Here is a 23,348-nt window from a genome sequence, read left to right as displayed (position 1 = left end):
CGGCAAAAGCTATCCTGCCTGACCCGCACCGCACCGGAATCCACCGAAAAAGGCGGCATGGCGCGACAGGATGCGGTTGATATCGTCGGGCTGCGGCTCGGCCGCATATTCGCCCTTCTCGAACGTGCCGCCGCACAGGATGCCGTCGGCGCGCGGGAACATATAGCCCATCCGTCCGCCAAAGGCGTAGCGCACCTCGGGCTGCGGCAGCAGCACCGCCAATTGCCCGCGGACCGGCACCAGTTCGGCGTCACCGAACAAGGCGGCAGCGCCCAGCCCGGTGCAGTTGAACACCAGCCGCTCGGGCAAGGCGGCGACATCAGCCTGCGTCGCGAGATCGCGCGCCACGATCGTGCCGCCGGCGATCAGCACGTCCTGTTCCAGCTTGCGCAGCAACCGCCCCGTCTCGGCATACATGGTGTCGAAACGGATGACATGGCCGTCGATCGGAAACGGATGCGCGGCGCGATCCAGATAGTGCAGGCCGGGCATGTAGCGCGCCAGCGCCTGCGGCTGTCCCGGCGGCGTCCCGGTCTGCTGGTAGGTCGGCACCCAGCGAATGCCGTAATCGTCGCCGACCATGATCTGGAATCGCCGCCAGCTGTAATCCAGCGCGCGGGCATATTGATCGCGCCATGCCGGGGTCACCGCCTCCTCGGCGAAATGGCTCGCCGGCTCCCACTGCCCGCCCGCGATGTTGGACGTGGTGTGCGGCGGCCGCGCCTTGGCATACAGCGTCACCTGATAGCCCGCCTCCTGGCACAATCGGGCGGTGGTCAGCCCCATGATGCCCGCGCCGAGCACCGCAACCGGCCCGGCATGGCCCGGCAGGCCAAGGTCGATCGCCAGCCGCGACGTGCCCCACGACAGGGTAATGCCGGCGCCGCCATGGCCGTAATTGTGCACGATCTTCTTGTCGTCGAGCCGATCGGCCCGCACCACGAAGCCGGAGGCGCGATACGGCCGCAAGCCCGCGATCGTGCGGATGACCCGTTCCGGCGCGACGTGCACCCGCGGCAGGCAGGCGGGCGCGGCGGCGGCCGCGCGGGGGCGTGACACGGTGCAGGCGGGCAACAGCAGCGGCGCGGCAGCCAGCAACTGCCGACGGGGGAGGATCATTCAGGCATGCCGTCGAAGAAAGGTGCCGCCACCTCCGGACGGATGCGCACCAGCCGCCCGCTGGCGCGGTCGAGCATCGCCCAGGTGGTGACACCTTCGACAAGCACGCGCCCATCCTCTCCGGTGAAGCGGAAATGGCGATCGAAGCGCGCGCCGCGTGGCGGTTCGGGCACCCACGTCTCCCCGCTCGCACGGCCGCCGACGACGAGATTGCCGCGATAATCGATCTCGTGTCGGGTCACGACCCACACGAACGCCTCGCGGTGCTCGGCCGGCGCGACCGCGTCCCAATGCGCCACGGCGAGATCTTGGATCCAGCGCACCCACACGGCATTGTTGACGTGGCCGAGTTCATCGATGTCGTCGGGCGCGGCGGTGAAGCTGGTCGTGAAGGTCATCGCGTGCGCCACCATCGCACGATCTGAAACAGCGCGAAACCGCCGCCCAGCACTGCCACCCCCATCAGCAAGGTATGCCGGCTGGGCCGCAGCCGCCCCGCCATCTCGGTCACCGCCTCGCCGAACCAATAGCCAAGCCCGGTGAACAGCGCCGCCCAGACGAACGCGGCAATGCCGTTGATCGCGAGGAAACGCGATGCCGGAACCTGGCTGGTGCCGATCGCGATCGGGCTGACGGTGCGGAAACCATAGAGAAATCGGAAGGCGAAGATGAAGCCGGTGGGATAGCGTTCGAGCAATTGCAGCGCCTTGGCAAAGGCGCGCTTGCCGATCCAGCGCTGCACCAGCGGGCGGTCGCGATAGCGGCGGCCGGCGGCGAAGAAGAATTGATCGGCTAGGAACGAACCCAGCGCCGCCGCAGCGAGCGCGAGCGGCCAGGCGATCAGCCCCTGGTGCGCGATCAGCCCGCCCGCGATCACCGCGGTTTCGCCCTCCAGCATGGCACCAGCGAATACCGCTGCGACGCCCCAGCGGGCGATGATCGCTTCGATGGTCAACTCAATGCGCCGGCCATGGACGGATCCCCGACCGCCGACCCGTTCGCGCCGTCATCCCGGACTTGATCCGTGATCCATGGTGCCGCGAGCGCTGCGGCTGGATTGGAAAGCGGCAGCGCCCGTTGAGAGTTGGATCCCGGATCAAGTCCGGGACGACGATGTGGGTCGGGCCGACCGCCTGCAAAACCGAGACGCGCCGTCCTCACCCCTCCACGCCCAATTGCCACAGCACGAAGGCATGTTCCTCCGCCGCCTCGCGCAAGCTCTCGAACCGGCCGGACTTGCCGCCATGCCCCGCGCCCATGTTTGTCTTGAGCAGCAGCACATTATCGTCCGTCTTGGTGGCGCGGAGCTTCGCCGCCCATTTCGCCGGCTCCCAATAGGTCACGCGCGGATCGTTGAGCCCGCCAGAGATGAACAAGGGCGGGTAATCCTGCGCTCGAACATTGTCATACGGGCTGTAGCTGCGGATCAGCTGGAAGGCAGCTGGATCGGTGATCGGATTGCCCCATTCGGGCCATTCGCCCGGCGTCAGCGGCAGACTATCGTCCATCATCGTGTTGAGCACATCGACGAACGGCACGTCGGCGATCACCGCGCCCCACAGCTCGGGATCGGAATTGACCACCGCCCCCATCAGCTCGCCGCCCGCCGAACGCCCGGCGATCGCGATCCGCCCCTCGCTGGTCCAGCGCTGCTCGATCAGCCCGCGCGCGACATCGACGAAATCGGTGAAGGTGTTGGTCCGCTTGGCGAGCTTGCCGTCATGATACCATTGCTGCCCGAGATCGTCGCCGCCGCGGATATGCGCGATGGCATAGGCAAAGCCGCGATCGAGGAGGCTCAATCGTCCGGTCGAGAAGCCCGGCGGGATGGCATGGCCGTAGGCGCCATAGGCATAAAGGAACAACGGCCGGCTGCCGTCCTTCGGAAAGTCCGCAGGATAGACGATCGAGACGGGCACCTGCGTGCCGTCGCGCGCGGCGATGTGCAGCCGCTCGGTACGATATCTGTCCCCATCATAGCCGGAAGGGATTTCCTGCACCTTGAGGATCGTCAGTTCGCGCGTGGCGACATCATAATCATAGACGGTGCCGGGCGTGACCATCGATTCATAGCCGATGCGCAGCACCGTCATGTCATATTCGGGATTGTCGCCCAGACCGGCGGCGTAGCTCGCCTCGGGGAAGGCGATCGGCTCCGCCACGGTCGGCGCGTCGTAGCGGTGAATGGCGACCTGATCGAGCCCATCCCTACGCCCTTCCACGACGAAGAAGTCGCGGTAGCATTCGACACCGGTCATGTAGAAATGGCGATCGGGCGCGATCAGCTCGGTCCACTCGCCCGGGGCAGTGATCGGGGCGGTGACGAGCCGCCACATCGGATCCACATCGTTGGTATGGATGAAGAGCGTGTCGCCATGCGTCTCGACATCATATTCGCGGCCCGGCTGACGCGGGGCGACAAGGATCGGCTTCGCAAGCGGATCGGTGGCGGGGAGCAGCCGTACTTCGCTGGTCACGTGATCGCCGGTGCCGATGACGATCCAACGCCGGTCGCTAGTCTCCGCCACGGCGACGCGATAGCCTTCGTCATCCTCATGATAGAGCTCGACGTCCTCGGCGGGATCGGTGCCCAGCCGGTGCAGCCGGGCATTGTCGGTGCGCCATTCCTTGTTGGCGAGGCCATAAAGAAAACCCGTGTCATCGGCGGTCCACACGATGTCGGACAGCATGCCCGGGATCGTGTCGGGCAGCAGGTCACCGGTGGCGAGGTCCTTCACATATATGGTGAAGCGTTCGGAGCCATTGTCGTCGATCGCATAGGCCAGCTTGGTCGCATCGTTGGACACGGCAAACGCGCCCAGCCGGAAATATTCCTTGCCCTCGGCCAGCGCCGGCTCGTCGAGCAGCAATTCGTCTGGCCCGCCGGCGACCGGCTTGCGCCACCATTTGCGATATTGGCCGCCGGTCTCGAACGCGGTCCAGTACAGCCAATCCCCGTCCTTTTGCGGCACCGACGATTCGTCTTCCTTGATGCGCGCCTTCATCTCTTCGTACAGCCGGTCGATCAGCGGCTGGTGCGGCGCCATCACCGCCTCGAAATAGGCGTTCTCGGCCTCGAGATAGGCGAGCACCTCCGGGTCGCTCACATCGGGGTAATTGGCATCCTTCAGCCACGCCCAAGGATCGTCGATCGTCACGCCATGGGCGGAAAAACGATGCGGGCGGGTCGCGGCAACGGGAGGAGAAAGCGTCATTCCCCTTCCTTACCCTGCCTCGGCGCCAAGTCGATGTATCGCCGACGATTGCATCAAATGCATGCGGTATGAATACCTTTGCACTTGCGGCAAATTATGCTGCGATGCACAAGGACCACGCCTTTCAGGCATCCTCTCCTAAAAACTTTCATGGCCGATCCCTTTCGGGGTCGGCCTTTTTTCTTGCGTGTAAACGTTTCCGGGTGCGGCGCTTGCCCCTCCTGTCGCGTTAGGCGACACGGCGCACGACGCTGGTATCAGAGGGATTGTATCGCATGGCTGGTGGCCTGGTTGCGCTGCTCGACGACATTGCCGCTTTGGCCAAGCTGGCCGCGGCCAGCCTCGACGACGTCGCGGGCGCGTCCGCCAAGGCAGGGTCGAAGGCGATCGGCGTCGTGATCGACGATACCGCCGTCACCCCGCGCTATGTCACCGGGCTCAGCCCCGCGCGCGAACTGCCGATCATCTGGAAGATCGCACTCGGCAGCTTGCGCAACAAATTGCTCCTCCTGCTGCCGGCAGCGCTGATCCTGTCGGCCTTCGCGCCCTGGGCGATCACCCCCATCCTGATGGCGGGCGGCGCGTTCCTGTGTTTCGAGGGCGCCGAAAAGGTGATTGAGGCGCTGACCGGCGCCCACCACGGCGAGGAAGCGTGCGAGCTTACCGATCCCAAGCAGCTGGAGGATCGCCAGGTGTCGGGCGCGATCCGCACCGATCTGATCCTGTCGGGCGAGATTATGGCCATCGCGCTCGCCGAACTGGCGGGCCAGAGCATCGTCAACCAGGCGATCGCGCTGGCGCTGGTCGGCGTGGCGATCACCGTCGGCGTCTATGGCGTGGTCGCGCTGATCGTGAAGATGGACGATGTTGGGCTGGCGATGGCCAAGCGGGACAATGCCGGTACGCAAGCGCTCGGCCGCGGGCTGGTGGCGGCGATGCCGGTGGTGCTCAAATGGCTCGGCATCATCGGCACCGCGGCGATGCTGTGGGTCGGAGGCCAGATCATCGTTCACGGGCTGCACGAATTTCACCTGACGCCGATCCCCGTGTGGATCGAGCACGCCGCGGCGAATGCTGCGGCGGCGATGCCCGCGATCGGCGGCATCGTCTCATGGGTGGTCAATGCTGCGCTGTCCGCCGTGCTCGGCATCATCATCGGCGGCGTAATCGCCGGCCTGCTCCACCTCAAGCCCAAGAAGCATTGAGGCTATTTCGTCATGCCGGGCTTGTCCCGGCGTGACGAACCTCGATCAGGCGACACTCCGCGTCAGGCTGAGGAACACGTCCTCCAGATCCGCCTCGCGCGTCGAAACATCGACGATCCCGAATCCAGCCCCCTGCACCGCCGCCAGCACCTCGCCGGCGTTCACCTGGTCCTTGGAATAGGTGATCTCCAGCGTGCGCTCGCCCACCAGCGCGATCTTCTGGAAACACACCTCCTGCGGCAGCGCCTCGATGTCGCGCTCCACCGTCACCGCGACCACTTTCTCCTGTGCGCGGCTCAGCAAGGTGCGCGTCGGCTCGTTCGCCACCACCGTGCCGTGGTTGATGATCGCGATCCGGTCACAAAGCTCCTCGGCTTCCTCCAGATAATGCGTCGTCAGCACCACCGTCACGCCGCCGGCGTTCAGCTCGCGCACATAGGCCCACAATTGCTGGCGAAGCTCGATGTCGACCCCAGCGGTCGGCTCGTCGAGTACCAGCACCGGCGGCTGGTGGACCATCGCCTTGGCCACCATCAGCCGCCGCTTCATGCCCCCCGATAGGGTTCGGGCATAGGCATTGGCCTTGTCCGCCAGATGCACCGCCTGCAGCAGCTCCATCGACCGGCGCTCCTTCTTCGGCACGCCATACAGCCCGGCCTGGATCTCCAGCGTCTCGATCGGCGTGAAGAACGGATCGAATAATATCTCCTGGTTGACGATCCCGATCGACGCCTTGGCGTTGCGCGGGTGCGCACCGATGTCGAATCCCCAGATCGATGCCGTGCCGCTGGTCTTGTTCACCAGACCGGCGAGGATGTTGATCAGCGTCGATTTGCCTGCGCCGTTCGGCCCCAGCAGCCCGAAGATCTGCCCGCGCGGCACGTCGAACGTCACGCCATCGAGCGCGCGCTTGCCGCCCTGATAGGTCTTGCACAAATTGTGGATGGCAATCGCAGCGTCGGTCATGGTTTCGCGAGTTAGGCCGGTGCCGGGACGATTGCTAGCGGGCCTGCGCCTTGCTAACGCACGCGCCATGTTGCCGCCGCCCCAGATCAGCCGTGTCTCGCACCACCGCGTCGCCTGCGACGGCGCGCATGACGGTCTCCCCGCCGCCCTCGGCCACCCGCGCGTATGGCTGGAGATCAGCGAATTGGGCTATGTCGATTGCGGCTATTGCGACCGACGTTTCGTGCTGATCGGCGGCCCGGCGGACGGCGTGGACCAGACGGAACTGCGTGATCACGGAGACGGTGCGGGCCGCTAAGCCGAAGGTCGTGTGTCCGCGCCACCGATCGACCGGCCGCCGGGCGCATCAGCGACCGAGCCGTCCGACGTCACGACTGCCGTGACGCTTGCTTACCCTTTCAACTACGTCATGCCGGGCTAGTCCCGGCATTCAGGGTGCCGCGCATTTCCGGCATGAGAGCTCGCGGACGGCTGGATGCCGGGACAAGCCCGGCATGTCTGGGTGGTTTGCCTTGGCGAACGAACACCCTACATCAATGGCATGACCGCCACCGATCCCCGCTCGTTCCTGTACCGCGACTCGCTCGACCCCGACGCCGCAAAGGCGCTCACCGCTGACGCGCTCGGCCGCGCGGACGACGGCGAGCTCTACCTGCAGTACAAGAAGTCCGAAGCATTCGGCTTTGACGATGGTCGGCTGAAGACGGCGAGCTACGACACGCATTCCGGCTTCGGGCTGCGTGCGGTGTCGGGCGAGACGACGGCCTTTGCGCATGCCAGCGAGCTTTCCGAAGCCGCGATCAAGCGCGCTGCGGAGACGATGCAGCTGATCGACCCGTCGGTTGGCGCAAAGGCGGGCCCGCCGACCCGAACCAACCAGCGGCTCTACACCGACGGCGATCCGCTCGACCTCGTCCCCTTCGCCGACAAGGTGAACCTGTGCCAGACGATCGACGCCGCCGCTCGCGCGCGCGATCCGCGCGTCGCGCAGGTGTCGGTCAGCCTGTCGGGCACGTGGAGCGTGGTGGAGATCGTGCGCCCGGATGGCTTCGTCGCCACCGACGTGCGCCCACTGGTGCGGCTCAACGTCTCAATCGTGGTGGAGCAGAACGGCCGGCGCGAGACGGGCACCTTCGGGATCGGCGGGCGCTATCTTTACGGCTCTCTGTTCGAGCCTGCGACTTGGAACCGGGCGATCGACGAGGCGCTGGCGCAGGCGCTGGTGAACCTCGATTCGGTGGCGGCGCCGGCGGGTGAGTTCACCGTCCTCGTGGGGCCGGGCTGGCCGGGCGTGCTGCTGCACGAGGCGATCGGCCACGGGCTGGAAGGCGACTTCAACCGAAAGGGCACCAGCGCCTTCTCCGGCCGGATCGGCGAGCGGGTCGCGGCGCGCGGCGTGACGGTGGTGGATGACGGCTCGATCCGTGATCGCCGCGGTTCGCTGACGATCGACGACGAGGGAACGCCGACACGCGAGACGATCCTGATCGAGGACGGCTTCCTCAAGGGCTATATGCAGGATCGCCTCAATGCGCGCCTGATGGGCGTCGAACCGACCGGCAACGGCCGCCGCGAGTCGTTCGCCCACGCGCCGATGCCGCGGATGACCAACACCTTCATGAAGGCTGGCAACGACGATCCCGCCGAGCTCCTGTCGCGCGTCAAGAACGGCATCTTCGCCAAATCGTTCGGCGGTGGTCAGGTGGACATCGTCTCGGGCAAGTTCGTCTTCTCCTGCACCGAGGCGTACAAGGTCGAGAATGGCAAGATCGGCGCCCCGATCAAAGGCGCGACGCTTATCGGCGATGGGCCCACCGTGCTCACCAAGGTGCTCGGCGTCGGCAATGACTTCGCGCTAGACGAGGGCGTGGGCGTCTGCGGCAAGGGTGGGCAGAGCGTGCCCGCCGGCGTCGGTCAGCCAACCCTGCTGGTCGGCGGCCTGACGGTGGGTGGCACCGCGGCCTGAAGACTCGATAGGTGCCGGTCAGCGTGTCTAGCGCTCGTTGCACTTCATACTCGTGCTCGACAAGCGACGCTATCGGCGATCCCAATGCACGGCTCGGCACTGCACCACCGAGGTGAGTCGCCATCAAATAAGGCTCGCCAAGGACTTCGAAAATTGGGTGGAGATCTGAAATTATGGCGCCCGCTTCATCTAGCGGGAGCAGCGGGACGGTAAAACGCGACAATAGATGGTTGAGTTGATCGGACTGACAATCAAGCGCGAGCGCGCCGCCTTGCACGCGGTGAACGTGTAGTCTCACCATCACCAGAGCCGATGCTCGGCATATGGCAATCCGTTCCGCTCGGGCCAGCGGCTCCAGTCGTCCACCGCTTCCCGGTTCTCTTCCTTCCAGCGACGTGCCTGCTCCGCACTAGTCGCGGCGCGGATGGCAGCCTCGCTCACTTGCGATAGGTTAACCCCAGCCTCTCGCGCCGCAGCGACGATTCCGGTATCGATCGACAGATTGCCGGCTTCCGCTTACCGGAGGCGATAGGATCATGTTTGATGCGCACAAGCTATGCGCACGGACATTATGCGTGAACGAGGAGCACCCGACATGGCCGAGTTCTTCCCCGCGCTCACTCAGGCGCATCGTGATTTCATCGCCCGCCAGCCGGTGTTCTTCGTCGCCACCGCCGCAGCGGACTCGCGAATCAATCTCAGCCCCAAGGGCATGGATACGTTTCGCGTCATCGGCGATCGCACGGTCGCTTATCTCGACGTGATCGGATCGGGGAACGAAACCAACGCGCATCTGCTCGCCGACGGGCGGATCACGATCATGTTCTGCGCTTTTGATCAGCCGGCCCTGATCTTCCGCATCTATGGCCGCGGGCGGGCGGTGCTGCCGCAGGACGCGGAATGGGCGGCGCTGCACGCGCAATTCACCCCTCTGCCGGGCACGCGGCAGATTTTCGTCGTGGCGATCGATCAAGTGCAGACGTCGTGCGGTTGGGGCGTGCCGCAGATGACACTGGATCATCCGCGCGAGACGCTGAACAAGTACAACGTCAAATATAGCGACGAGGATCGGCTGCAATGGTGGCGGACCAACGATGCGACCAGCATCGATGGCTTGCCGGTCCGTCAGCCGGACGCCCTGCCCAGCTGATCCGCTGACGATCCCCTCCAGCGGGGGCGATTTCGCGCCTGGGTCGTTGAGCGAGCATGAGCCTTGTCGAACTCGGCCGCTATGATCGCAACCTCGCTAACATCCTGGTCGGCCGGCTGGAAAGCGTGGGCATACCGGCGCTCGCATTCGACGCCGGTGCCTCGATCGCCGACGGTAGCTGGCTGCTGATCCCAGTACGGTTGATGGTGGACGAGGAGGACCTCGAACGCGCGCGAGCGATCATCGAATCTGCCTGATTATTGGGCAGCGGCTCGCATCTGCATAAAAACTGATACGCGGTAAGCCCCAATAGAGCTGCGTTACCGTGGCGCAGCCGTTTGGCATGGCGGTTGCGAGGCATGTCCCCGGGATCACGGAAGGGGGCGCGATGAAACTGGTCATAGCCATCATCAAGCCGTTCAAGCTGGACGAGGTGAGGGAAGCGCTCACCACGATCGGCGTGGCGGGGATGACGGTCACCGAGGTGAAGGGGTTCGGGCGGCAGAAGGGCCAGACCGAAATCTATCGCGGGGCCGAATACAGCACCAACATGGTGCCCAAGATCAAGATCGAGGTCGTGTGCGCCGGCAATCTGGCGGACCGGGTGGTGGAGGCGATCCAATCCTCCGCCAACACCGGCGCGATCGGCGATGGCAAGATCTTCGTCCTCGATGTCGGCCAGGCGGTGCGCATCCGCACCGGCGAAACCGATGACACGGCACTCTGAGGGGGTGGTGGAATGAAGCAGTTTTTCAAAGCAGCAGCCGCTGTCGGGATCGGTGCGGCCCCCTTCGCCGCCCTGCCCGCCTGGGCGCAGGACGCCGCCGCCGCGACGCCCGTGCCCAACAAGGGCGACACGGCGTGGATGATGATCTCCACCGTGCTGGTGATGACGATGATCGTGCCGGGACTGGCGTTGTTCTACGGCGGGCTGGTGCGCGCCAAGAACATGCTGTCGGTGCTGACGCAGATCTTGGCGGTCGCCAGCCTCGCGATGATCATCTGGGTGATTTACGGCTACACCATGGCGTTTGGTGACGGCGGCAATGCCTTTATCGCCGGCTTCGGCAAGCTGTTCCTCGCCGGCGTGACGTCCGCTTCGACCGCGGCGACCTTCACCGACGGGGTGGTGATCCCGGAATATGTTTTCATCGCCTTCCAGATGACCTTTGCCGCGATCACGGTGAGCCTGGTGGTCGGCGGCCTCGTCGAGCGGATGAAATTCGCCGGACTGATGGTGTTCGCGCTGATCTGGCTGACGATCGTCTATTTCCCGATCGCGCACATGGTGTGGGCGGGCAACGGCCTGCTCTTCAACTGGAGCCCGGCCGCGCTCGACTTCGCGGGCGGCACGGTGGTTCACATCAACGCCGGCATCTCGGCGCTGGTCGGCGCGGTGATCCTGGGGCCGCGGATCGGCTACAAGAAGGAGATCATGGCGCCGCACTCGCTGGTGATGACGCTGATCGGTACCGGCCTGCTGTGGATCGGCTGGTTCGGGTTCAACGCCGGATCCGCGCTGGAGGCGAATGGTTCGGCCGCGCTGGCGATGATCAACACCTTTGTCGCGACCGCCGCGGGCGTGCTGTTCTGGATGCTGACCGAGCGGATGCTGGGCCACAAGGGATCCCTGCTCGGTGCCTGTTCGGGGGCCATCGCCGGCCTGGTCGCGGTGACGCCGGCTGCGGGCAATTCGGGGCCGTTCGGCGCGATCCTGCTCGGCGCGATCGCCGCGGTGGTCTGCGCTTGGTTCGTGGTCTCGGTGAAGCCGAAGCTCAACCTTGACGATTCGCTCGACGCCTTCGGCATCCACGGGCTGGGCGGGATCGTCGGTTCGATCGGCACCGCCTTCACCATGCTGCCGGGGCTCGGCGGGCCGGGAGCGGCGGATTACGCACTCGGGCCGCAGCTGATGACCCAGGTGATCGCGGTGGTGATCTCGCTCGCCTGGGCGGCGGTCGGTTCCGCCATCGCCTTCTCCATCGCCAAGGTGGTGACGGGGCTGCGCGTCAGCGAAGAGGTGGAGCGCGAAGGGCTCGACCTCGGCGAACACGGCGAGCGCGCCTACAATTATTGATGAATTTGGGGGCCGGTTGCCGCCGGCCCCCTCACGATGTTCCTCCTGCGGACGCACTCAGGCCCGGTACGAAAGTACCGGGCCCTTTTTTCGTTCATGGTGAGATCCTGGAACCCGCTACCTTCCGGCGGGGAACAAGAAGGCGGCCCCCGGCTCAGGGCCGGGGTGACTGGTGGATTCAACCGCGCCGCACGCCGCGCGGGAGGCTCAGGCGCAATTCGCGATTGGCGAAATCGATCTGGACGCGGGTGAAGGATTTCAGGACGTCCATGCCGAGCAGGATCGCCGGCTTGTTCTCCAGCCCGAAGGCGCGGAACGGCGGCACATCGGCAAAGGCGACGGGCATGTCCTGGATCTCGACGTCGCCGATCTTGACCGAGCGCACCGAGCCGTAATCGGCGACCAATTGCCCACCCGTGACGCTGATCAGCGTGATTGGCGAGACCTTGCCGCGCTTCGCCAGTCGCTTGCGTAGCGCCAGATTGCCCACCGTCACCACGCTGCCCGTGTCGAGGATCACGCGGACCCGCTCGCCCGCGACGCGCGCATCGGTGACGACGAGCTGGCCGAACAGACTTTTGGCCTGGATGACGATCTCGTCGGGGGCACGGCGCACCCGCTCGCCACGCTTGCGCGCTGGGGTAACGGTCATGCGCTGCGCATCGAAGTCGATCGCCAGCGCATGGCCCTGGAGCGCGTCGATGCCGAGCATGCCCGAGGCGCCGAGATGCGCGGCGGCAAGTGCGGGCGCCTCGATCCGCTCGCCGCCCAATGTGCTGACCGAGATGGAGGGGATGACGACGGTGCGGACATCCTGCGTGCCCGTCATGCCGGTCAGGCGAACGGTGCGGCCGGTAGGCAGGCCGAGCCGGCCGGCCAGTTCGCGGCTGATGACGGTGCGCTGCGCACCGGTGTCGATGATGAATTCGAAAGGCCCGGCGCCGGCGATCTGTACCGGCACCGTCATCCGCGGCCCCTCGTCGCCGAAGGCAAGCTGATCGGCGAGCGGGGGCGCGGCAGGATTGGTGACGGGCGCTGGCGCCGCTGTGGGTTGCTGCGCATTGTTGGCGAGCAGTGCGAGGAGCGGCAGGGCGAGCCAGCGGCGCATGGCAGAGGGAAGCGCCCGATCCGGACCTTTGTCAATGAGGATGTGGAGGAGGCGCGCTTCCATGGAGCGGATCGTTGGGGGAAACGCCCCTCCGCCAGCCTGCGGCTATTCCCCTCCCCATGCCGGGAATGATAAGCTCAATCCAGCCGCATCGCTTCTCCGGCAAGCGCCTCGGCCTCGATGAGCAGGGCGTCGTCGGCGGAGCCGGTGGTTACGCGTTCGCGGCCGATCAGGACTAGAACGGGCACCGCCAGCGGCGACACGCGCGGCAGATCGATGTGGAGCATCGTGTCGGCGGCGCGATCGAGCAGACCGGCGAGTCGGCCGACGTCGGTCATGCGAGCGCGGGCGTCGGCCCAGGCGGCTTCGAGCAGGATGTGGCTCGGCTCATATTTGCGCAGCACGTCGTAAATGAGGTCGGTGGAGAAGGTGACTTGCTTGCCGGTCTTGCGCTTGCCGGGATGCTGGCGCTCCACCAGCCCCCCGATCACCGCCACTTCGCGGAAGGCGCGCTTCAGCAGATGCGATTGCTGCACCCAGTCAACGAATTCATGCTCCAGGATGTCGGCGGAGAAGAGCGCGGCGGGGTCGGTGACCGGGTCGATCGAGAAGGTGGCGATGGCGTAATCGTTGGCCACGAAGCCGAGCGGCTTGAGCCCAGCTGTCTCCATGCGGCGGGTGATCAGCATGCCGAGCGACTGGTGCGCGTTCCAGCCTTCGAAGCTGTAGGCGACCATGTAGTTGCGGCCTTCCCGCGGGAAGGTTTCGACCAGCAGCTGGTCGGGCCGCGGAAGCGCGGAGCGGCGTTCCTGGATCTCCAGCCATTCGCGCACGTCGTCGGGAAAGCGTTGCCATTCGGTGGGCGTGTTGAGGAAGCCGCGCACGCGATCGGCGAGATTGGTGGAGAGCGGCATGCGGCTGCCGCCATAAGTGGGGATACGCGCGGGGCGGCTAGTGGCGCGCACGATCAGGTCCTCGGTATCGATCTTCTCCACCTCCAGGCTGAGCCCGGCGAAGAAGAAGGTGTCGCCGTGGCTGAGCGTGGAGGCGAAGGCTTCCTCCACCTTGCCCAGCGCGCGGCCGTTGCGGAAGCGGACCTTGAGCATCGTCGCCTCGACAATGATACCGGCGTTGAGGCGGTGCTGCGCGACGAACTTGGGGTGGCTGACGCGCCATAATCCGTCGGCGTCCTGCGTCAGCCGCTTGAAGCGATCATAGGCGCGCAGGGAATAGCCACCGTCGCGGATGAAGCCGAGCACCTTGTCGAACAATTCATCGGTGAGCGCGGAATAAGGGAGCGCCGAGCGGACCTCCGCCAGCATCGCCGCCTGATCGAACGGCGCGGCGCAGGCGCAGGCCATGACATGCTGCGCGAGCACGTCGAGCGCGCCCATGCGGAACAGGTCGGTATCGAGCTCACCCTTCTCCACCGCGTCGAGCGCGGCGCGGGCCTCGAGATATTCGAAGCGGTTGCCCGGGACGATGATCGCTTCGGAGGATTCGTCCAGCCGATGGTTGCTTCGCCCGATCCGCTGCAGCAGGCGCGAGGACCCTTTGGGCGCGCCCATCTGGATCACGCAATCGACGTCGCCCCAGTCGACGCCCAGGTCGAGGCTGGCGGTGGCGACCAGCGCGCGCAGGCGGCCGCCGGCCATCGCCGCCTCCACCTTGCGGCGCGCTTCCTTTTCGAGACTACCGTGGTGGATGCCGATCGGGAGCTGCATCGCATTGGCCTTCCACAGATCCTGGAAGATCAGCTCGGCAAGGCTCCGGGTGTTGCAGAAGACGATGGTGGTCCTGTGAGTCTCGATCTCCGCCATCACCTGCGCCGCGGCGTAGCGGCCGGAATGGCCAGCCCAGGGAACGCGATCCTCGGGCAGCAGGATGGCGATGTCCGGGTCGACGCCGGCCTCGCCTTGAATCAGGCTGACCGTGTCGATATCGCCATCGGGGGCGAGCCAGGCGCGATAGCCGTCGGGATCGGCGACGGTGGCGGACAATGCAACGCGGCGCATCGCAGGCGCGATCGCCTGGAGGCGGGCCATGCACAGCGACAAAAGATCGCCGCGCTTGCCGGTGGCGAAGGCGTGGACCTCGTCGATTACGATCGTCTTGAGGCCAGCGAACATCGTGAAGCTGTCGGGATAGCTGAGCAGCAACGACAGCGATTCCGGGGTGGTGAGCAGGATCTGCGGCGGCTTCACCCGCTGGCGGGCCTTGCGATCGGAGGGCGTGTCGCCGGTGCGGGTCTCGACGCGGATGTCCACGCCCATCTCGTCGAGCGGGGTGACGAGGTTGCGCTGAATGTCGACCGCGAGCGCCTTGAGCGGCGAGACGTAAAGGGTGTGAAGGCCCTCGCCCGGTTGCTCGATCAGCTCGGCCAATGTCGGAAGAAAGCCGGCGAGCGTCTTGCCCGCGCCGGTCGCGGCGACGAGCAGCGCGTGGCGCCCTGCCCTGCCCTCGGCCAGCATGTCGAGCTGGTGGCGGCGCGGCGTCCAGCCCCGCGTGGCGAACCAATCGGCGAGCGGGGGTGGAAGGACGGGGGTCATCTGGTGGCGGATATAGGGTGCCGGATGGGGGAGCAGAATGGGTGGGTCGGGTGGCGTTTCGTCGGGACACCTACGCTTGGGTGACACACACGACTGGCGTCATGCTGAACTTGTTTCAGCATCCACCGTGCCGCAAGCGGCGGCTATGCCCGCGAAGGGGTGGATCCTGAAACGAGTTCAGGATGACGGCTGGACGGGGTGGTACGCCGCCGTCCCTGCCAGATCACGGTCGAAACGCCCGCGCCTTTCACCCCCGCATGGCATCGTCGCGTGATTGTTCCTTGTACAGATCGTGTGTCGCCTGTTCCGTGCGCGCGTCCTGCGCCGGGGTCGTCTTGTTGCGGAACTTCGCAAAAGCGAGCGCGAGGCCCAGGATGATGAACCCGCCGATGACGACAAAGGCCCACATGCTGTCGCCGGTTGCCTGATGTTCCATGCCGAACTCTCCTTGATCGTTGCCGACAGAACGTTGGCGTTGGGCGTTTCGATCCGGTCGTGCGTATGTGCCGCATGGCGAAGCTCGGCGATTGGCTCGAACCCCATCCCCACGGCATCTACGTCCGCCCCGCCGATGCGTGGATCGATCCCTCGATCCCGCAACCACGCGCGCTGGTGACGCATGGCCATGCCGATCATGCGCGCGGCGGGCATGGCGCGGTGTGGGCGACGCCCGAGACGCTGGCGATCATGGACACCCGATATGGCGAGCAGGCCGGGCATCCAGTGGCTTATCGCGAAAGCGTGCGACTGGGCGAGGTGGAGGCGAGCTTCGTGCCCGCGGGCCATGTGCTCGGTTCCGCGCAAATCCTGCTGGAGCATCGCGGCGAGCGAATCGTGGTTTCGGGCGATTACAAACGCCGTGCCGATCCGACCTGCGCGCCATTCGAGCCGATCGCCTGCGACGTATTCATTACCGAAGCGACGTTCGGCCTGCCGGTGTTCCGCCATCCCGAGACCGGCGACGAGATCGACAAGCTGATCGCGCGACTGCATGCCAATCCCGATCGCTGCGTGCTGGTCGGCGCCTATGCGCTGGGCAAGGCGCAGCGGGTGATCGCGGAACTGCGCGCACGCGGGCACGAGGCGCCCATCTACATCCACGGCGCGCTGCAGCGCTTGTGCGACCTGTATGCGGAGCATGGCGTTCGGCTGGGCGAGCTGATCCCGGTGGCGGGCGTCGCCAAGGCAGCGATGGCGGGGCATGTGGTGATGTGTCCGCCATCGGCGCTCAACGATCGCTGGTCACGCCGACTGCCGGATCCAATCACGGCAATGGCGAGCGGCTGGATGCGCGTACGCCAGCGCGCCCGACAGAAGCTGGTCGAGCTGCCGCTGATCATGTCCGACCATGCCGATTGGGACGAGCTGACCGACACAATCGAGGAAATCGCCCCGCGCGAAGTATGGGTCACTCACGGGCGTGAGGATGCCCTGATCCACTGGTGCGAAATGCGCCAGATCAAGGCGCGCGCGCTGGCGCTGATAGGGTTCGAGGACGAGGATGACTAAGAGCGTGCGCCAAACGCTTGCGCCGGGCGATCAAGCAGCCTAGGGCGCGCTTCTTCCCGGTATGCGGAGCGGTGGCCGAGTGGTCGAAGGCGCTCGCCTGGAAAGTGAGTATACGTCAAAAGCGTATCGAGGGTTCGAATCCCTCCCGCTCCGCCACCCAGTCTCAAGTTTCTGAACTTCGCCGACAAGCGGCGCAGAATCCGCGCGGTTCCCTGGGATTGTCGAGCCGGTACGGCACCGCGGAGAGCAAAGACCTATGCCCGGTAGAATGATCTTCACTGATTTTCTCCGGCCGGCACTGGGAAGGTACGGAATGCCATTATGCGGCATCCATGCCTCGATTCGACGCCATCGTTGCTCGGCCCCCAACCTACCGCGCGCTAGCAATGCGGCAGTCCGCCACGAAATGAATTCCCTGCAAAACCGAAAAGCAGCGATTGCGGACCGTTTTGTTGGTTCGAGTACTCCAGAAAGCCACCTCTTTCCGTTGGCTTAGCGCCAAATTCCCTGCAGCGCCTGAGCAGGGAATTTTGTGCGGACATGCACGGACATGTGCAGGGTACGAGCGAAGCGAAGCAGGGACGAAAGCCGCGGTCTCAGCAAAATGTAAAAAAAAGGGCTTGCGTCGAAGAGGGAGAACATATCCCTTAATAGCAGACAACGCGTGACCGATCCCTCCAGTGTCACGGAGCCTAGTTTACTGGTGCGGCGTCTTCATCATCGGCAAGGCACAGAGCGGCCTCAAGTATGTCAGGGGGATCTATGTCCAAAGATAAAAGCACCGGCAAAGACTCGGTCACGAGCAGAGTTCAAATCAAGATGGTGCGCCGTGGGAAGGTCTTGGCTGCAGAGACATCGCTGCTTGGATCCGCGGCCACATCGACAGGCGACCTTTTGCCAGCGCTTCGTATCGTGATGCGCCGTGTTGCGGACCTCAAGCAAGCTAAGCGTCGTGTCCGGAAGCGTTCTGCTTCTCAGGTCGAGAACATTGTTCGCTCGATCAAACAGGTCGGACTTTGCCTCCCTCTCATTATCGACGCCAAAGACCGTATCATCAGCGGCCATCTGGTCGCGGAGGCGGCCAAGTCACTCGGGTTAAGCGAAGTTGCCTGCATCCCACTGGAACATCTCGATGAACGCCAGGCGGACTTCCTCCGGGTTGCGCTAAACCGGTTAGGGGAAACCGGAGAGTGGGACCTTGAGGAACTAAGGCCCGTCCTTATCGACCTCAGGTCTGCCGGATTCGAACTTGCTGATACAGGGTTCAGCATACCCCAGCTCGATGCAATCATGCTCGACGATGCCCCAGTCGCAACCGAGCTATCGCAAAAGACTGAACCGGAGGGTGAGCCGGTGTCGCGGCTCGGCGACATCTGGGTGCTTGGCAAGCACCGTTTGCTCTGCGGCGACGCATTGAATGCAGGCAATTACGAGTTGCTACTGGAAGGTAAGCCGGTGGCAGCGGTGCTAACTGACTGCCCGTGGAACATCCCGATTGAGGGCAATGTCAGTGGCCTTGGCAAGAAGGTGCACAAGGAGTTCAAGATGGCGGCCGGTGAGATGGGCGCTGAGCAGTTCGTCAACTTCACTGACAGCTTCACGGCGCTCGCCGCGGGCCACCTGATGAGCGGGGGTGTGTTCTTCTCCTGCATAGATTGGCGATCAGTTGCGCAGATCGTGGAGTCAGGCCGTCGCGCAGGACTTACCCTTATCAACATTATCACCTGGTATAAGGGCTCGGGTGGAATGGGCGGGCTGGTGTTGTCAAAGCAACGCGGCACGGGCTGATGAACGCGAGTTCCTGCCTGTTCAACCTCTACATCGGAGGTCAAACCAAGGCGCATCCAGGAACGAGCCGGACGAGTTCGCGAGTACTGACAGCCCCCGCTGCATAGCCTGCCCCGTTGGTTTGACAATGCCCTCCTGGATCCTAGGGGTGCCCAGCTTTCGCTGAGAGACGCCTATCAATCGGTGCCAATCCACACCACCCTTGTCTCTCTAACCACTCCAGCACCACCAAATGCCGCCGTAAGGGAGTTCCGCCTCGCCGTGGCCGATATTGTGATATACTCTGCACCTTGACTGTTGACCCCGTGCTCGACGCTCGCTGCAACGCTTCTTGCGTCGACCCCAAACACTGAATCCGCAACGGTCTTCTTGATTATATCGTCGGAAGGGATCGGAAACAGAGTGGCTGACCTGGCAGCCTCGTTTACAGCGTGAGCAACTCCCGCGTTGCTCATGAATTGCCCTCCCAATTCCGTCGCCACCATCGCTGCAAGCAAAAAAATGGGTAAGGTCATCGCGAATTCAGCAGCACCTGCTGCGCGCCTATCCTTATAAACCGCATAGATATCGCTGAAAGTCATTGGACTCTCACCAGTGCTGAACCACCAATATCGATTGTCGAACCAAACAAGTACGCTGGAAACATCGGATAATAGACGTCGCTTACTGTAACTCTTACGTATCTGAAGGGGAGGGCTCCAGAAGGACAGTCAGTGGTGAAATCCTTCTGTTCAACGAAGTTGCATTCCAGCCAATAGTCTACCGTCACATTGGCGCTCGTACTTCCTGCGCTAGCTTCACTGCGCAGGTATTCGTAGCCGCCGTTCACGGCCCCGCGTGACAAAGCAAGTTCGACTGCGCGATTAGCGTTGCGGGTGAGTGAATAACTGCTCGCTCCCGCAAAAGCCAGGTCTGACATACCCAGGATAAACAGAACAAGCACTGGAAGAATGAACGCCAACTCCACCAAAGAGGCGCCTCTATGACAAGCAAAAAGCCGCCTCGCCGTTAGTTGAAGCCGCCGCATCATGATACAAGGCGAACTTTACTAAGCGAAAACCGCTCGTCCTTCGCGGGGCAGTTGTTCGAGACTTGGGAGTTTCCCGTCATGGTGATCCGCCGGGCTACCATCTTGAAGCAGCCCAAGTCTACCCCAGCATTTCCAATGAATAATAGATCCTGCGACGGAAAATACAGGTTTCCCGCAAGTCTAGAAGACGAGTTTCCCGTTATCACATTCGTATATGATTTATTCCCGGGCGCCACGACCCGGCTCTGGTAGAACAATAAGTTGCGATATGGTCCATGCTGCGGCGCTGACAATTCCAGGGTGGCTCCCCCATTCACCGTCAAGGTCGGTGCGACAGAGTTCCATCGAGAAGATACTAGAACAATCGTTATATCACTTCCGGTTACGACAGCATTTGCGCCAATCAACAGGTCTCCCGTGACGTAGTATGTTCCCGGAGACAGAGAAACGTTCCCATGCAAATCCATCCCGGTGTAACAGCCCGGCGTTAGCGGAGTCACTGTTCCTCTGAGGGATTGGGCCATGGGATTGCATGTGGAAGGCGGCTCCGGATCGGGAACGTCGCGCAAAGGATCAGGCTGCGGTGGGCTGTACGGCTTTAGCCGCGTCTTGCCTGCATAACGACCCGTGATTCCGCCGACAGCTGATAGGACTGACGCTGACACGGTGCTTGCGCCGCCCGCCGATATCGAAGAGTTTGCGGCGGAATTGCTCTGAACACCGCAGTCAATATCGAGAGTACTGCTGCCGCCAAACGAAATGGCTGGTGCAGCGGATGGATCAAGAGCAAAGACGCAGCTCTCCTTTCCGCCAAAGAGTGTAGCCGTGGCGTTCGCGCCTATAACGACGGGCGATCTAAGAAAGAAGTCCGAGAACGGGAGACTTGTCTTCTTCGTAATGGTTATACGTACCGCGTTCGAGTCTTCGGAGAACGGACCATCGGAAGGCGAGTTCTCGTATACCATAGTGGCTTGAAGGTATTTGAAAGCCTTGCTTTTCCTGAAATCGTGCCGCGCGGCCTTCTCCCCTTGATAGCGATCCTGCTGTATCGTGAGCGCGCCGGCGATTGCAGCAGAGTCCGCAGACCGCTGCACTTCTCTCTTCCACAGAGTCCATATGACGGTATCGGTGGCCATGCCGGCAGCACCGATGAATAGCGGCATCAGAATCGCCGCGAGTATCGCGATATTGCCGGCCGAGCAGGACGCCAGTCCCCTTGCCGTCGCAAACTCGAGCGCCCAAGCGAAAAGGCGGACTCTAGTCACGTAAGTCCCTAGGCGTAAAACGCTTTTTCTGTAGCGTGTCGAGGGAGTTGATTCCTCGCTTCGACCTAAGATAGTCCGGCATGACTGGCAGAGTGCTTGTTGACTGACTGGGGCGACGAACATCGGACAGATCAATCGCCGCAGAGAACTCTACCCCGGCGAGATTTGCTCTCACCCATCGGACTTCGGCGTCATAAGTCGGTCCGGCAGACAAGTGGACGGTGATGTGCGCCCCGATTGGAGGCACTTCCTCACATTCTAATAGTGCGCCTCCCGACGAAATATTACGCACTCGTGCCGGAATGGTTTTTCCGGAATGTTTGACCTCGGCAGCACGGATAAGCCGCCGGCGCTCGTTGCGGAAACGAAGGAAGCCGTTTGCCGCCGGCGTCGCCCCCTCATTGGCGAGCAAGCGAGCCTCGGTCGCGGCCATTGGCTTGCCGTAGATGTACCCTTGTACATAGTCGCATCCGAGCTGACGTACCAAGGCAAGCTCATCTTGGCTCTCGACGCCCTCCGCAGTACTCTCCATCCCGAGCTCAGATGCTAATGACACTACCGCGCGTATGATCGGTGCATTCTTAGAACCTGGAGCGACAGCCCCGGCCACAAACGACTTGTCGATCTTGATCTTGTCGAAGGCGACGGTCCGAAGGTAGCCAAGGCTTGAATAGCCCGTGCCGAAGTCGTCAAGTGCGATCTTGACACCTAATGACTTCAAGCTGGCTATGTTCGAATAGGTTTGCTCGTTGTTCGCAAGCACCACCCCTTCGGTTATCTCGAGTTCTAGGCGGTTAGCGGGCAGTCCTGTGGATGAAAGTACACCGGCTATCAGCGCGGGGAGAGATGCGGAGCTGCACTGCAGCGGTGAGAGGTTCACAGCCACTCGCAGGTCTTGCGGCCAACTCGCAGCCTCGGCGCACGCGGCGCGAAGCACCCATTCTCCGATCGGTGCTATCAAGCCGATCTCTTCCGCCAGCGGAATAAATACGTCGGGCGAGACGGGCCCTCTATCTGGATGGTTCCAGCGGATCAGCGCTTCGAAACCCGACAGCCGCTGAGTCCCGATGTGCACACTCGGCTGATAAACAACAGAGAACTGGTTCTCAGCGAGCGCAGATCGGAGGTCAAACTCCATGTTTCGCCGCTCCTGGGCGTCAGCAAGCATTTCAGGAGCGAAGAATTTGAATGTTCCGCGTCCCGCCGCCTTCGCCGAGTAGAGCGCTAGATCAGCGTTCCGAACGATCTCATCAGCGTCGGTGACATCATATCCACTGACGGCTAAACCGATCGTCGCGCCGATAGATATCACGTCGCTACCGATGTAATATGGCTTCGAAAGAGAGGTAATAACTCGCTTGCAAAAGGCTCCGAGATCCTCTTCATCGTAGATATTCGGTAGTATAATTTCGAACTCATCACCGCCGATCCGTCCAACGCGCCCAAGATTGCCGACTGTCTCTTTTAGTCGAGAAGCGACCAGCTTCAGTAGAGCGTCCCCTACGGGATGACCTAAGGTGTCATTGACTGCTTTGAAATGGTCGAGGTCAAGGAGTGCGAGCGTGAGATGCTCTTTCCGGCGAGCCGCGCTCCGCAGCGCTTCGATAAGCGATTGCTGCATGACGTCGCGATTTGCCAATCCGGTGAGCGAGTCGTAACGGGCGAGACGGTGGAGGTGAATCTCCGCCTGCCTAGCCGCAGTGAGATCCACTACGAAGCCGGCGTATCCCAGAAAACGGCCGACATGGTCGAACGAAGGTGATCCGGAGATAGACCACCATGTCTCGGCGGGTGTTCGCGCCCTCATGACTATCTCTTCGAAGGGCACTCTCGTAGAGAGATAGAACGCTAGACTGCGGTGACCTGACCCGACCTCAAACGGCTCGTCGGGCGCCAAACAAGATGATAAAGACTGACCTATGAGCTCGTGCGGCTCACGACCAAGAGCATGAGCCGCTTTATCACTTATATATGATATGGTTGAGTCTGCTTGCGTTTGCCAGAACCACCCTTTTCCGCTGGACTCAAACTCACGAACCAGCCGTTCCCACTGCGGACCTTCGTCCTTCAATGGCTCCGAACCTGCCGCTGCCGAAAAAAGGCGAATTCTGCCCATGCAATCTCCTGCCGAGGAGCATGCGCTGTGTCGCTGAATATTCGGTTAAACCGTGCACCGACCATGCTTCGGGGGGGGGGCGATACGAGCTGCTGTAGTCTGCAGAGTGCATTGCGATTTGGCTGACGGGTGTTGTCAAAGCAACGCGACACGGGTGGATGAACGCGAGTTCCTGCCTGTTCAACCTCCACATCGGAGGTCAAACCACGGCGCATCCAGGAACGAGCCGGACGAGTTCGCGAGCACTGACAGCCCCCGCTGCATAGCCTGCCCGGTTGGTTTGAC

Annotated in this window: 22 protein-coding genes, 1 tRNA gene and 1 pseudogene; 10 read left to right on the top strand and 14 right to left on the bottom strand. The window is 63.2% G+C overall.

What is annotated here, in order from left to right:
* Positions 1 to 9 precede the first annotated feature (9 nt).
* From SPHI_RS08395 to SPHI_RS08380, 4 genes are all read right to left on the bottom strand, one after another.
* A complete protein-coding gene (locus SPHI_RS08395; RefSeq protein WP_096348742.1) occupies positions 10 to 1,119 on the bottom strand; it encodes an FAD-dependent oxidoreductase in 1,110 nt (369 codons plus the stop codon).
* Positions 1,116 to 1,517: an acyl-CoA thioesterase gene (locus SPHI_RS08390; RefSeq protein WP_076744566.1), complete on the bottom strand. Its 402-nt coding sequence runs from the start codon at positions 1,515 to 1,517 to the stop codon at positions 1,116 to 1,118. Before SPHI_RS08390 ends, SPHI_RS08395 begins: the two co-directional genes overlap by 4 nt.
* The gene (locus SPHI_RS08385) at positions 1,514 to 2,074 is read right to left on the bottom strand and encodes a DedA family protein (RefSeq protein ID WP_076744472.1); all 561 of its coding nucleotides are present in this window, start codon (positions 2,072 to 2,074) and stop codon (positions 1,514 to 1,516) included. The genes SPHI_RS08390 and SPHI_RS08385 overlap by 4 nt, the downstream gene beginning before the upstream one ends.
* Positions 2,075 to 2,276: 202 nt before the next feature.
* On the bottom strand, positions 2,277 to 4,334 hold the full coding sequence (locus SPHI_RS08380; RefSeq protein ID WP_076744471.1) for a S9 family peptidase: 2,058 nt from the start codon (positions 4,332 to 4,334) through the stop codon (positions 2,277 to 2,279).
* A 275-nt stretch (positions 4,335 to 4,609) separates the two neighbouring features.
* On the opposite strand from SPHI_RS08380, the gene SPHI_RS08375 reads away from it, so the two are divergent.
* Positions 4,610 to 5,539, top strand: a complete 930-nt coding sequence (locus SPHI_RS08375; protein ID WP_076744470.1) for a DUF808 domain-containing protein — start codon at positions 4,610 to 4,612, stop codon at positions 5,537 to 5,539.
* A gap of 45 nt (positions 5,540 to 5,584) precedes the next feature.
* Here SPHI_RS08375 and SPHI_RS08370 read toward each other — a convergent pair whose 3' ends face one another.
* The gene (locus SPHI_RS08370; protein WP_076744469.1) at positions 5,585 to 6,505 is read right to left on the bottom strand and encodes an ABC transporter ATP-binding protein; all 921 of its coding nucleotides are present in this window, start codon (positions 6,503 to 6,505) and stop codon (positions 5,585 to 5,587) included.
* A 67-nt stretch (positions 6,506 to 6,572) separates the two neighbouring features.
* Between SPHI_RS08370 and SPHI_RS08365 the strand changes: the two genes are divergently transcribed.
* Positions 6,573 to 6,803, top strand: a complete 231-nt coding sequence (locus tag SPHI_RS08365) for a zinc-finger domain-containing protein (protein WP_076744468.1) — start codon at positions 6,573 to 6,575, stop codon at positions 6,801 to 6,803.
* A 243-nt stretch (positions 6,804 to 7,046) separates the two neighbouring features.
* Positions 7,047 to 8,471 carry a metalloprotease TldD gene (gene tldD, locus SPHI_RS08360; protein WP_076744467.1) on the top strand — a complete coding sequence of 475 codons (1,425 nt, stop codon included), beginning with the start codon at positions 7,047 to 7,049 and terminating at the stop codon, positions 8,469 to 8,471.
* Between the two features lie 28 nt (positions 8,472 to 8,499).
* On the opposite strand, the pseudogene SPHI_RS15495 reads toward tldD, so the two are convergent.
* A pseudogene (locus tag SPHI_RS15495) lies at positions 8,500 to 8,772 on the bottom strand (CcdB family protein); the annotation flags it as partial.
* A complete protein-coding gene (locus SPHI_RS08350) occupies positions 8,772 to 8,954 on the bottom strand; it encodes a type II toxin-antitoxin system CcdA family antitoxin (protein ID WP_233130806.1) in 183 nt (60 codons plus the stop codon). The pseudogene SPHI_RS15495 and the gene SPHI_RS08350, both read right to left, overlap by 1 nt.
* A gap of 112 nt (positions 8,955 to 9,066) precedes the next feature.
* Between SPHI_RS08350 and SPHI_RS08345 the strand changes: the two genes are divergently transcribed.
* The 4 genes from SPHI_RS08345 to SPHI_RS08330 all read left to right on the top strand — a co-directional run bounded on the left by SPHI_RS08345 (position 9,067) and on the right by SPHI_RS08330 (position 11,698).
* The gene (locus tag SPHI_RS08345; RefSeq protein WP_076744464.1) at positions 9,067 to 9,621 is read left to right on the top strand and encodes a pyridoxamine 5'-phosphate oxidase family protein; all 555 of its coding nucleotides are present in this window, start codon (positions 9,067 to 9,069) and stop codon (positions 9,619 to 9,621) included.
* 56 nt (positions 9,622 to 9,677) lie between these two features.
* Complete coding sequence (locus tag SPHI_RS08340) at positions 9,678 to 9,878, top strand: putative signal transducing protein (RefSeq protein WP_076744463.1); 201 nt, start codon at positions 9,678 to 9,680, stop codon at positions 9,876 to 9,878.
* A 131-nt stretch (positions 9,879 to 10,009) separates the two neighbouring features.
* On the top strand, positions 10,010 to 10,348 hold the full coding sequence (locus SPHI_RS08335; protein ID WP_076744565.1) for a P-II family nitrogen regulator: 339 nt from the start codon (positions 10,010 to 10,012) through the stop codon (positions 10,346 to 10,348).
* Between the two features lie 12 nt (positions 10,349 to 10,360).
* On the top strand, positions 10,361 to 11,698 hold the full coding sequence (locus SPHI_RS08330) for an ammonium transporter (RefSeq protein ID WP_076744462.1): 1,338 nt from the start codon (positions 10,361 to 10,363) through the stop codon (positions 11,696 to 11,698).
* Between the two features lie 178 nt (positions 11,699 to 11,876).
* On the opposite strand, the gene SPHI_RS08325 is transcribed toward SPHI_RS08330, so the two are convergent.
* From SPHI_RS08325 to SPHI_RS08315, 3 genes are all read right to left on the bottom strand, one after another.
* Positions 11,877 to 12,869, bottom strand: a complete 993-nt coding sequence (locus tag SPHI_RS08325) for a retroviral-like aspartic protease family protein (protein ID WP_096348741.1) — start codon at positions 12,867 to 12,869, stop codon at positions 11,877 to 11,879.
* A gap of 74 nt (positions 12,870 to 12,943) precedes the next feature.
* Entirely contained in the window at positions 12,944 to 15,355 is a 2,412-nt protein-coding gene (locus SPHI_RS08320) for a ligase-associated DNA damage response DEXH box helicase (protein ID WP_076744461.1), read from the bottom strand.
* Between the two features lie 247 nt (positions 15,356 to 15,602).
* Positions 15,603 to 15,791 (bottom strand): LPXTG cell wall anchor domain-containing protein, encoded by a 189-nt coding sequence (locus SPHI_RS08315; protein ID WP_076744460.1) that lies wholly within the window; start codon positions 15,789 to 15,791, stop codon positions 15,603 to 15,605.
* A gap of 74 nt (positions 15,792 to 15,865) precedes the next feature.
* Between SPHI_RS08315 and SPHI_RS08310 the strand changes: the two genes are divergently transcribed.
* The 3 genes from SPHI_RS08310 to SPHI_RS08300 all read left to right on the top strand — a co-directional run bounded on the left by SPHI_RS08310 (position 15,866) and on the right by SPHI_RS08300 (position 18,652).
* The gene (locus SPHI_RS08310) at positions 15,866 to 16,864 is read left to right on the top strand and encodes a ligase-associated DNA damage response exonuclease (RefSeq protein ID WP_076744459.1); all 999 of its coding nucleotides are present in this window, start codon (positions 15,866 to 15,868) and stop codon (positions 16,862 to 16,864) included.
* A gap of 65 nt (positions 16,865 to 16,929) precedes the next feature.
* Positions 16,930 to 17,020: transfer RNA gene (locus SPHI_RS08305), tRNA-Ser, on the top strand.
* Positions 17,021 to 17,626: 606 nt separating this feature from the next.
* A complete protein-coding gene (locus tag SPHI_RS08300) occupies positions 17,627 to 18,652 on the top strand; it encodes a ParB N-terminal domain-containing protein (protein ID WP_076744458.1) in 1,026 nt (341 codons plus the stop codon).
* A 176-nt stretch (positions 18,653 to 18,828) separates the two neighbouring features.
* Here the strand turns inward: SPHI_RS08300 and SPHI_RS08295 are convergent, their stop codons facing one another.
* The 4 genes from SPHI_RS08295 to SPHI_RS08285 are packed head-to-tail and all read right to left on the bottom strand — an operon-like array spanning position 18,829 to position 23,063.
* Positions 18,829 to 19,233: a TadE/TadG family type IV pilus assembly protein gene (locus tag SPHI_RS08295; protein WP_076744457.1), complete on the bottom strand. Its 405-nt coding sequence runs from the start codon at positions 19,231 to 19,233 to the stop codon at positions 18,829 to 18,831.
* Positions 19,230 to 19,619, bottom strand: a complete 390-nt coding sequence (locus SPHI_RS14855; RefSeq protein WP_158049662.1) for a hypothetical protein — start codon at positions 19,617 to 19,619, stop codon at positions 19,230 to 19,232. The genes SPHI_RS08295 and SPHI_RS14855 overlap by 4 nt, the downstream gene beginning before the upstream one ends.
* Positions 19,620 to 19,678: 59 nt before the next feature.
* Positions 19,679 to 20,947, bottom strand: coding sequence for a TadE/TadG family type IV pilus assembly protein (locus SPHI_RS15490; RefSeq protein ID WP_408640483.1), 1,269 nt, complete (start codon positions 20,945 to 20,947; stop codon positions 19,679 to 19,681).
* The gene (locus tag SPHI_RS08285) at positions 20,940 to 23,063 is read right to left on the bottom strand and encodes an EAL domain-containing protein (protein WP_083719896.1); all 2,124 of its coding nucleotides are present in this window, start codon (positions 23,061 to 23,063) and stop codon (positions 20,940 to 20,942) included. Before SPHI_RS08285 ends, SPHI_RS15490 begins: the two co-directional genes overlap by 8 nt.
* Positions 23,064 to 23,348 lie beyond the last annotated feature (285 nt).

Origin of the sequence: Sphingomonas jeddahensis, from assembly GCF_001981525.1 — a bacterium.
Classification (GTDB): Bacteria; Pseudomonadota; Alphaproteobacteria; order Sphingomonadales; family Sphingomonadaceae; genus Sphingomonas; species Sphingomonas jeddahensis.
Note: the sequence above shows the minus strand (reverse complement) of the source record. Positions and strands in the feature narration are given on the sequence as shown.

What these genes read in the sequence shown, in the direction of transcription:
- SPHI_RS08395 (WP_096348742.1), bottom strand. Translation starts at nt 1,119, where the DNA reads ATGATCCTCCCCCGTCGGCAGTTGCTGGCTGCCGCGCCGCTGCTGTTG.
- SPHI_RS08390 (WP_076744566.1), bottom strand. Translation starts at nt 1,517, where the DNA reads ATGACCTTCACGACCAGCTTCACCGCCGCGCCCGACGACATCGATGAA.
- SPHI_RS08380 (WP_076744471.1), bottom strand. Translation starts at nt 4,334, where the DNA reads ATGACGCTTTCTCCTCCCGTTGCCGCGACCCGCCCGCATCGTTTTTCC.
- SPHI_RS08375 (WP_076744470.1), top strand. Translation starts at nt 4,610, where the DNA reads ATGGCTGGTGGCCTGGTTGCGCTGCTCGACGACATTGCCGCTTTGGCC.
- SPHI_RS08370 (WP_076744469.1), bottom strand. Translation starts at nt 6,505, where the DNA reads ATGACCGACGCTGCGATTGCCATCCACAATTTGTGCAAGACCTATCAG.
- SPHI_RS08365 (WP_076744468.1), top strand. Translation starts at nt 6,573, where the DNA reads ATGTTGCCGCCGCCCCAGATCAGCCGTGTCTCGCACCACCGCGTCGCC.
- tldD (WP_076744467.1), top strand. Translation starts at nt 7,047, where the DNA reads ATGACCGCCACCGATCCCCGCTCGTTCCTGTACCGCGACTCGCTCGAC.
- SPHI_RS08345 (WP_076744464.1), top strand. Translation starts at nt 9,067, where the DNA reads ATGGCCGAGTTCTTCCCCGCGCTCACTCAGGCGCATCGTGATTTCATC.
- SPHI_RS08340 (WP_076744463.1), top strand. Translation starts at nt 9,678, where the DNA reads ATGAGCCTTGTCGAACTCGGCCGCTATGATCGCAACCTCGCTAACATC.
- SPHI_RS08335 (WP_076744565.1), top strand. Translation starts at nt 10,010, where the DNA reads ATGAAACTGGTCATAGCCATCATCAAGCCGTTCAAGCTGGACGAGGTG.
- SPHI_RS08330 (WP_076744462.1), top strand. Translation starts at nt 10,361, where the DNA reads ATGAAGCAGTTTTTCAAAGCAGCAGCCGCTGTCGGGATCGGTGCGGCC.
- SPHI_RS08325 (WP_096348741.1), bottom strand. Translation starts at nt 12,869, where the DNA reads ATGGAAGCGCGCCTCCTCCACATCCTCATTGACAAAGGTCCGGATCGG.
- SPHI_RS08320 (WP_076744461.1), bottom strand. Translation starts at nt 15,355, where the DNA reads ATGACCCCCGTCCTTCCACCCCCGCTCGCCGATTGGTTCGCCACGCGG.
- SPHI_RS08315 (WP_076744460.1), bottom strand. Translation starts at nt 15,791, where the DNA reads ATGGAACATCAGGCAACCGGCGACAGCATGTGGGCCTTTGTCGTCATC.
- SPHI_RS08310 (WP_076744459.1), top strand. Translation starts at nt 15,866, where the DNA reads ATGGCGAAGCTCGGCGATTGGCTCGAACCCCATCCCCACGGCATCTAC.
- SPHI_RS08300 (WP_076744458.1), top strand. Translation starts at nt 17,627, where the DNA reads ATGTCCAAAGATAAAAGCACCGGCAAAGACTCGGTCACGAGCAGAGTT.
- SPHI_RS08295 (WP_076744457.1), bottom strand. Translation starts at nt 19,233, where the DNA reads ATGACTTTCAGCGATATCTATGCGGTTTATAAGGATAGGCGCGCAGCA.
- SPHI_RS08285 (WP_083719896.1), bottom strand. Translation starts at nt 23,063, where the DNA reads ATGGGCAGAATTCGCCTTTTTTCGGCAGCGGCAGGTTCGGAGCCATTG.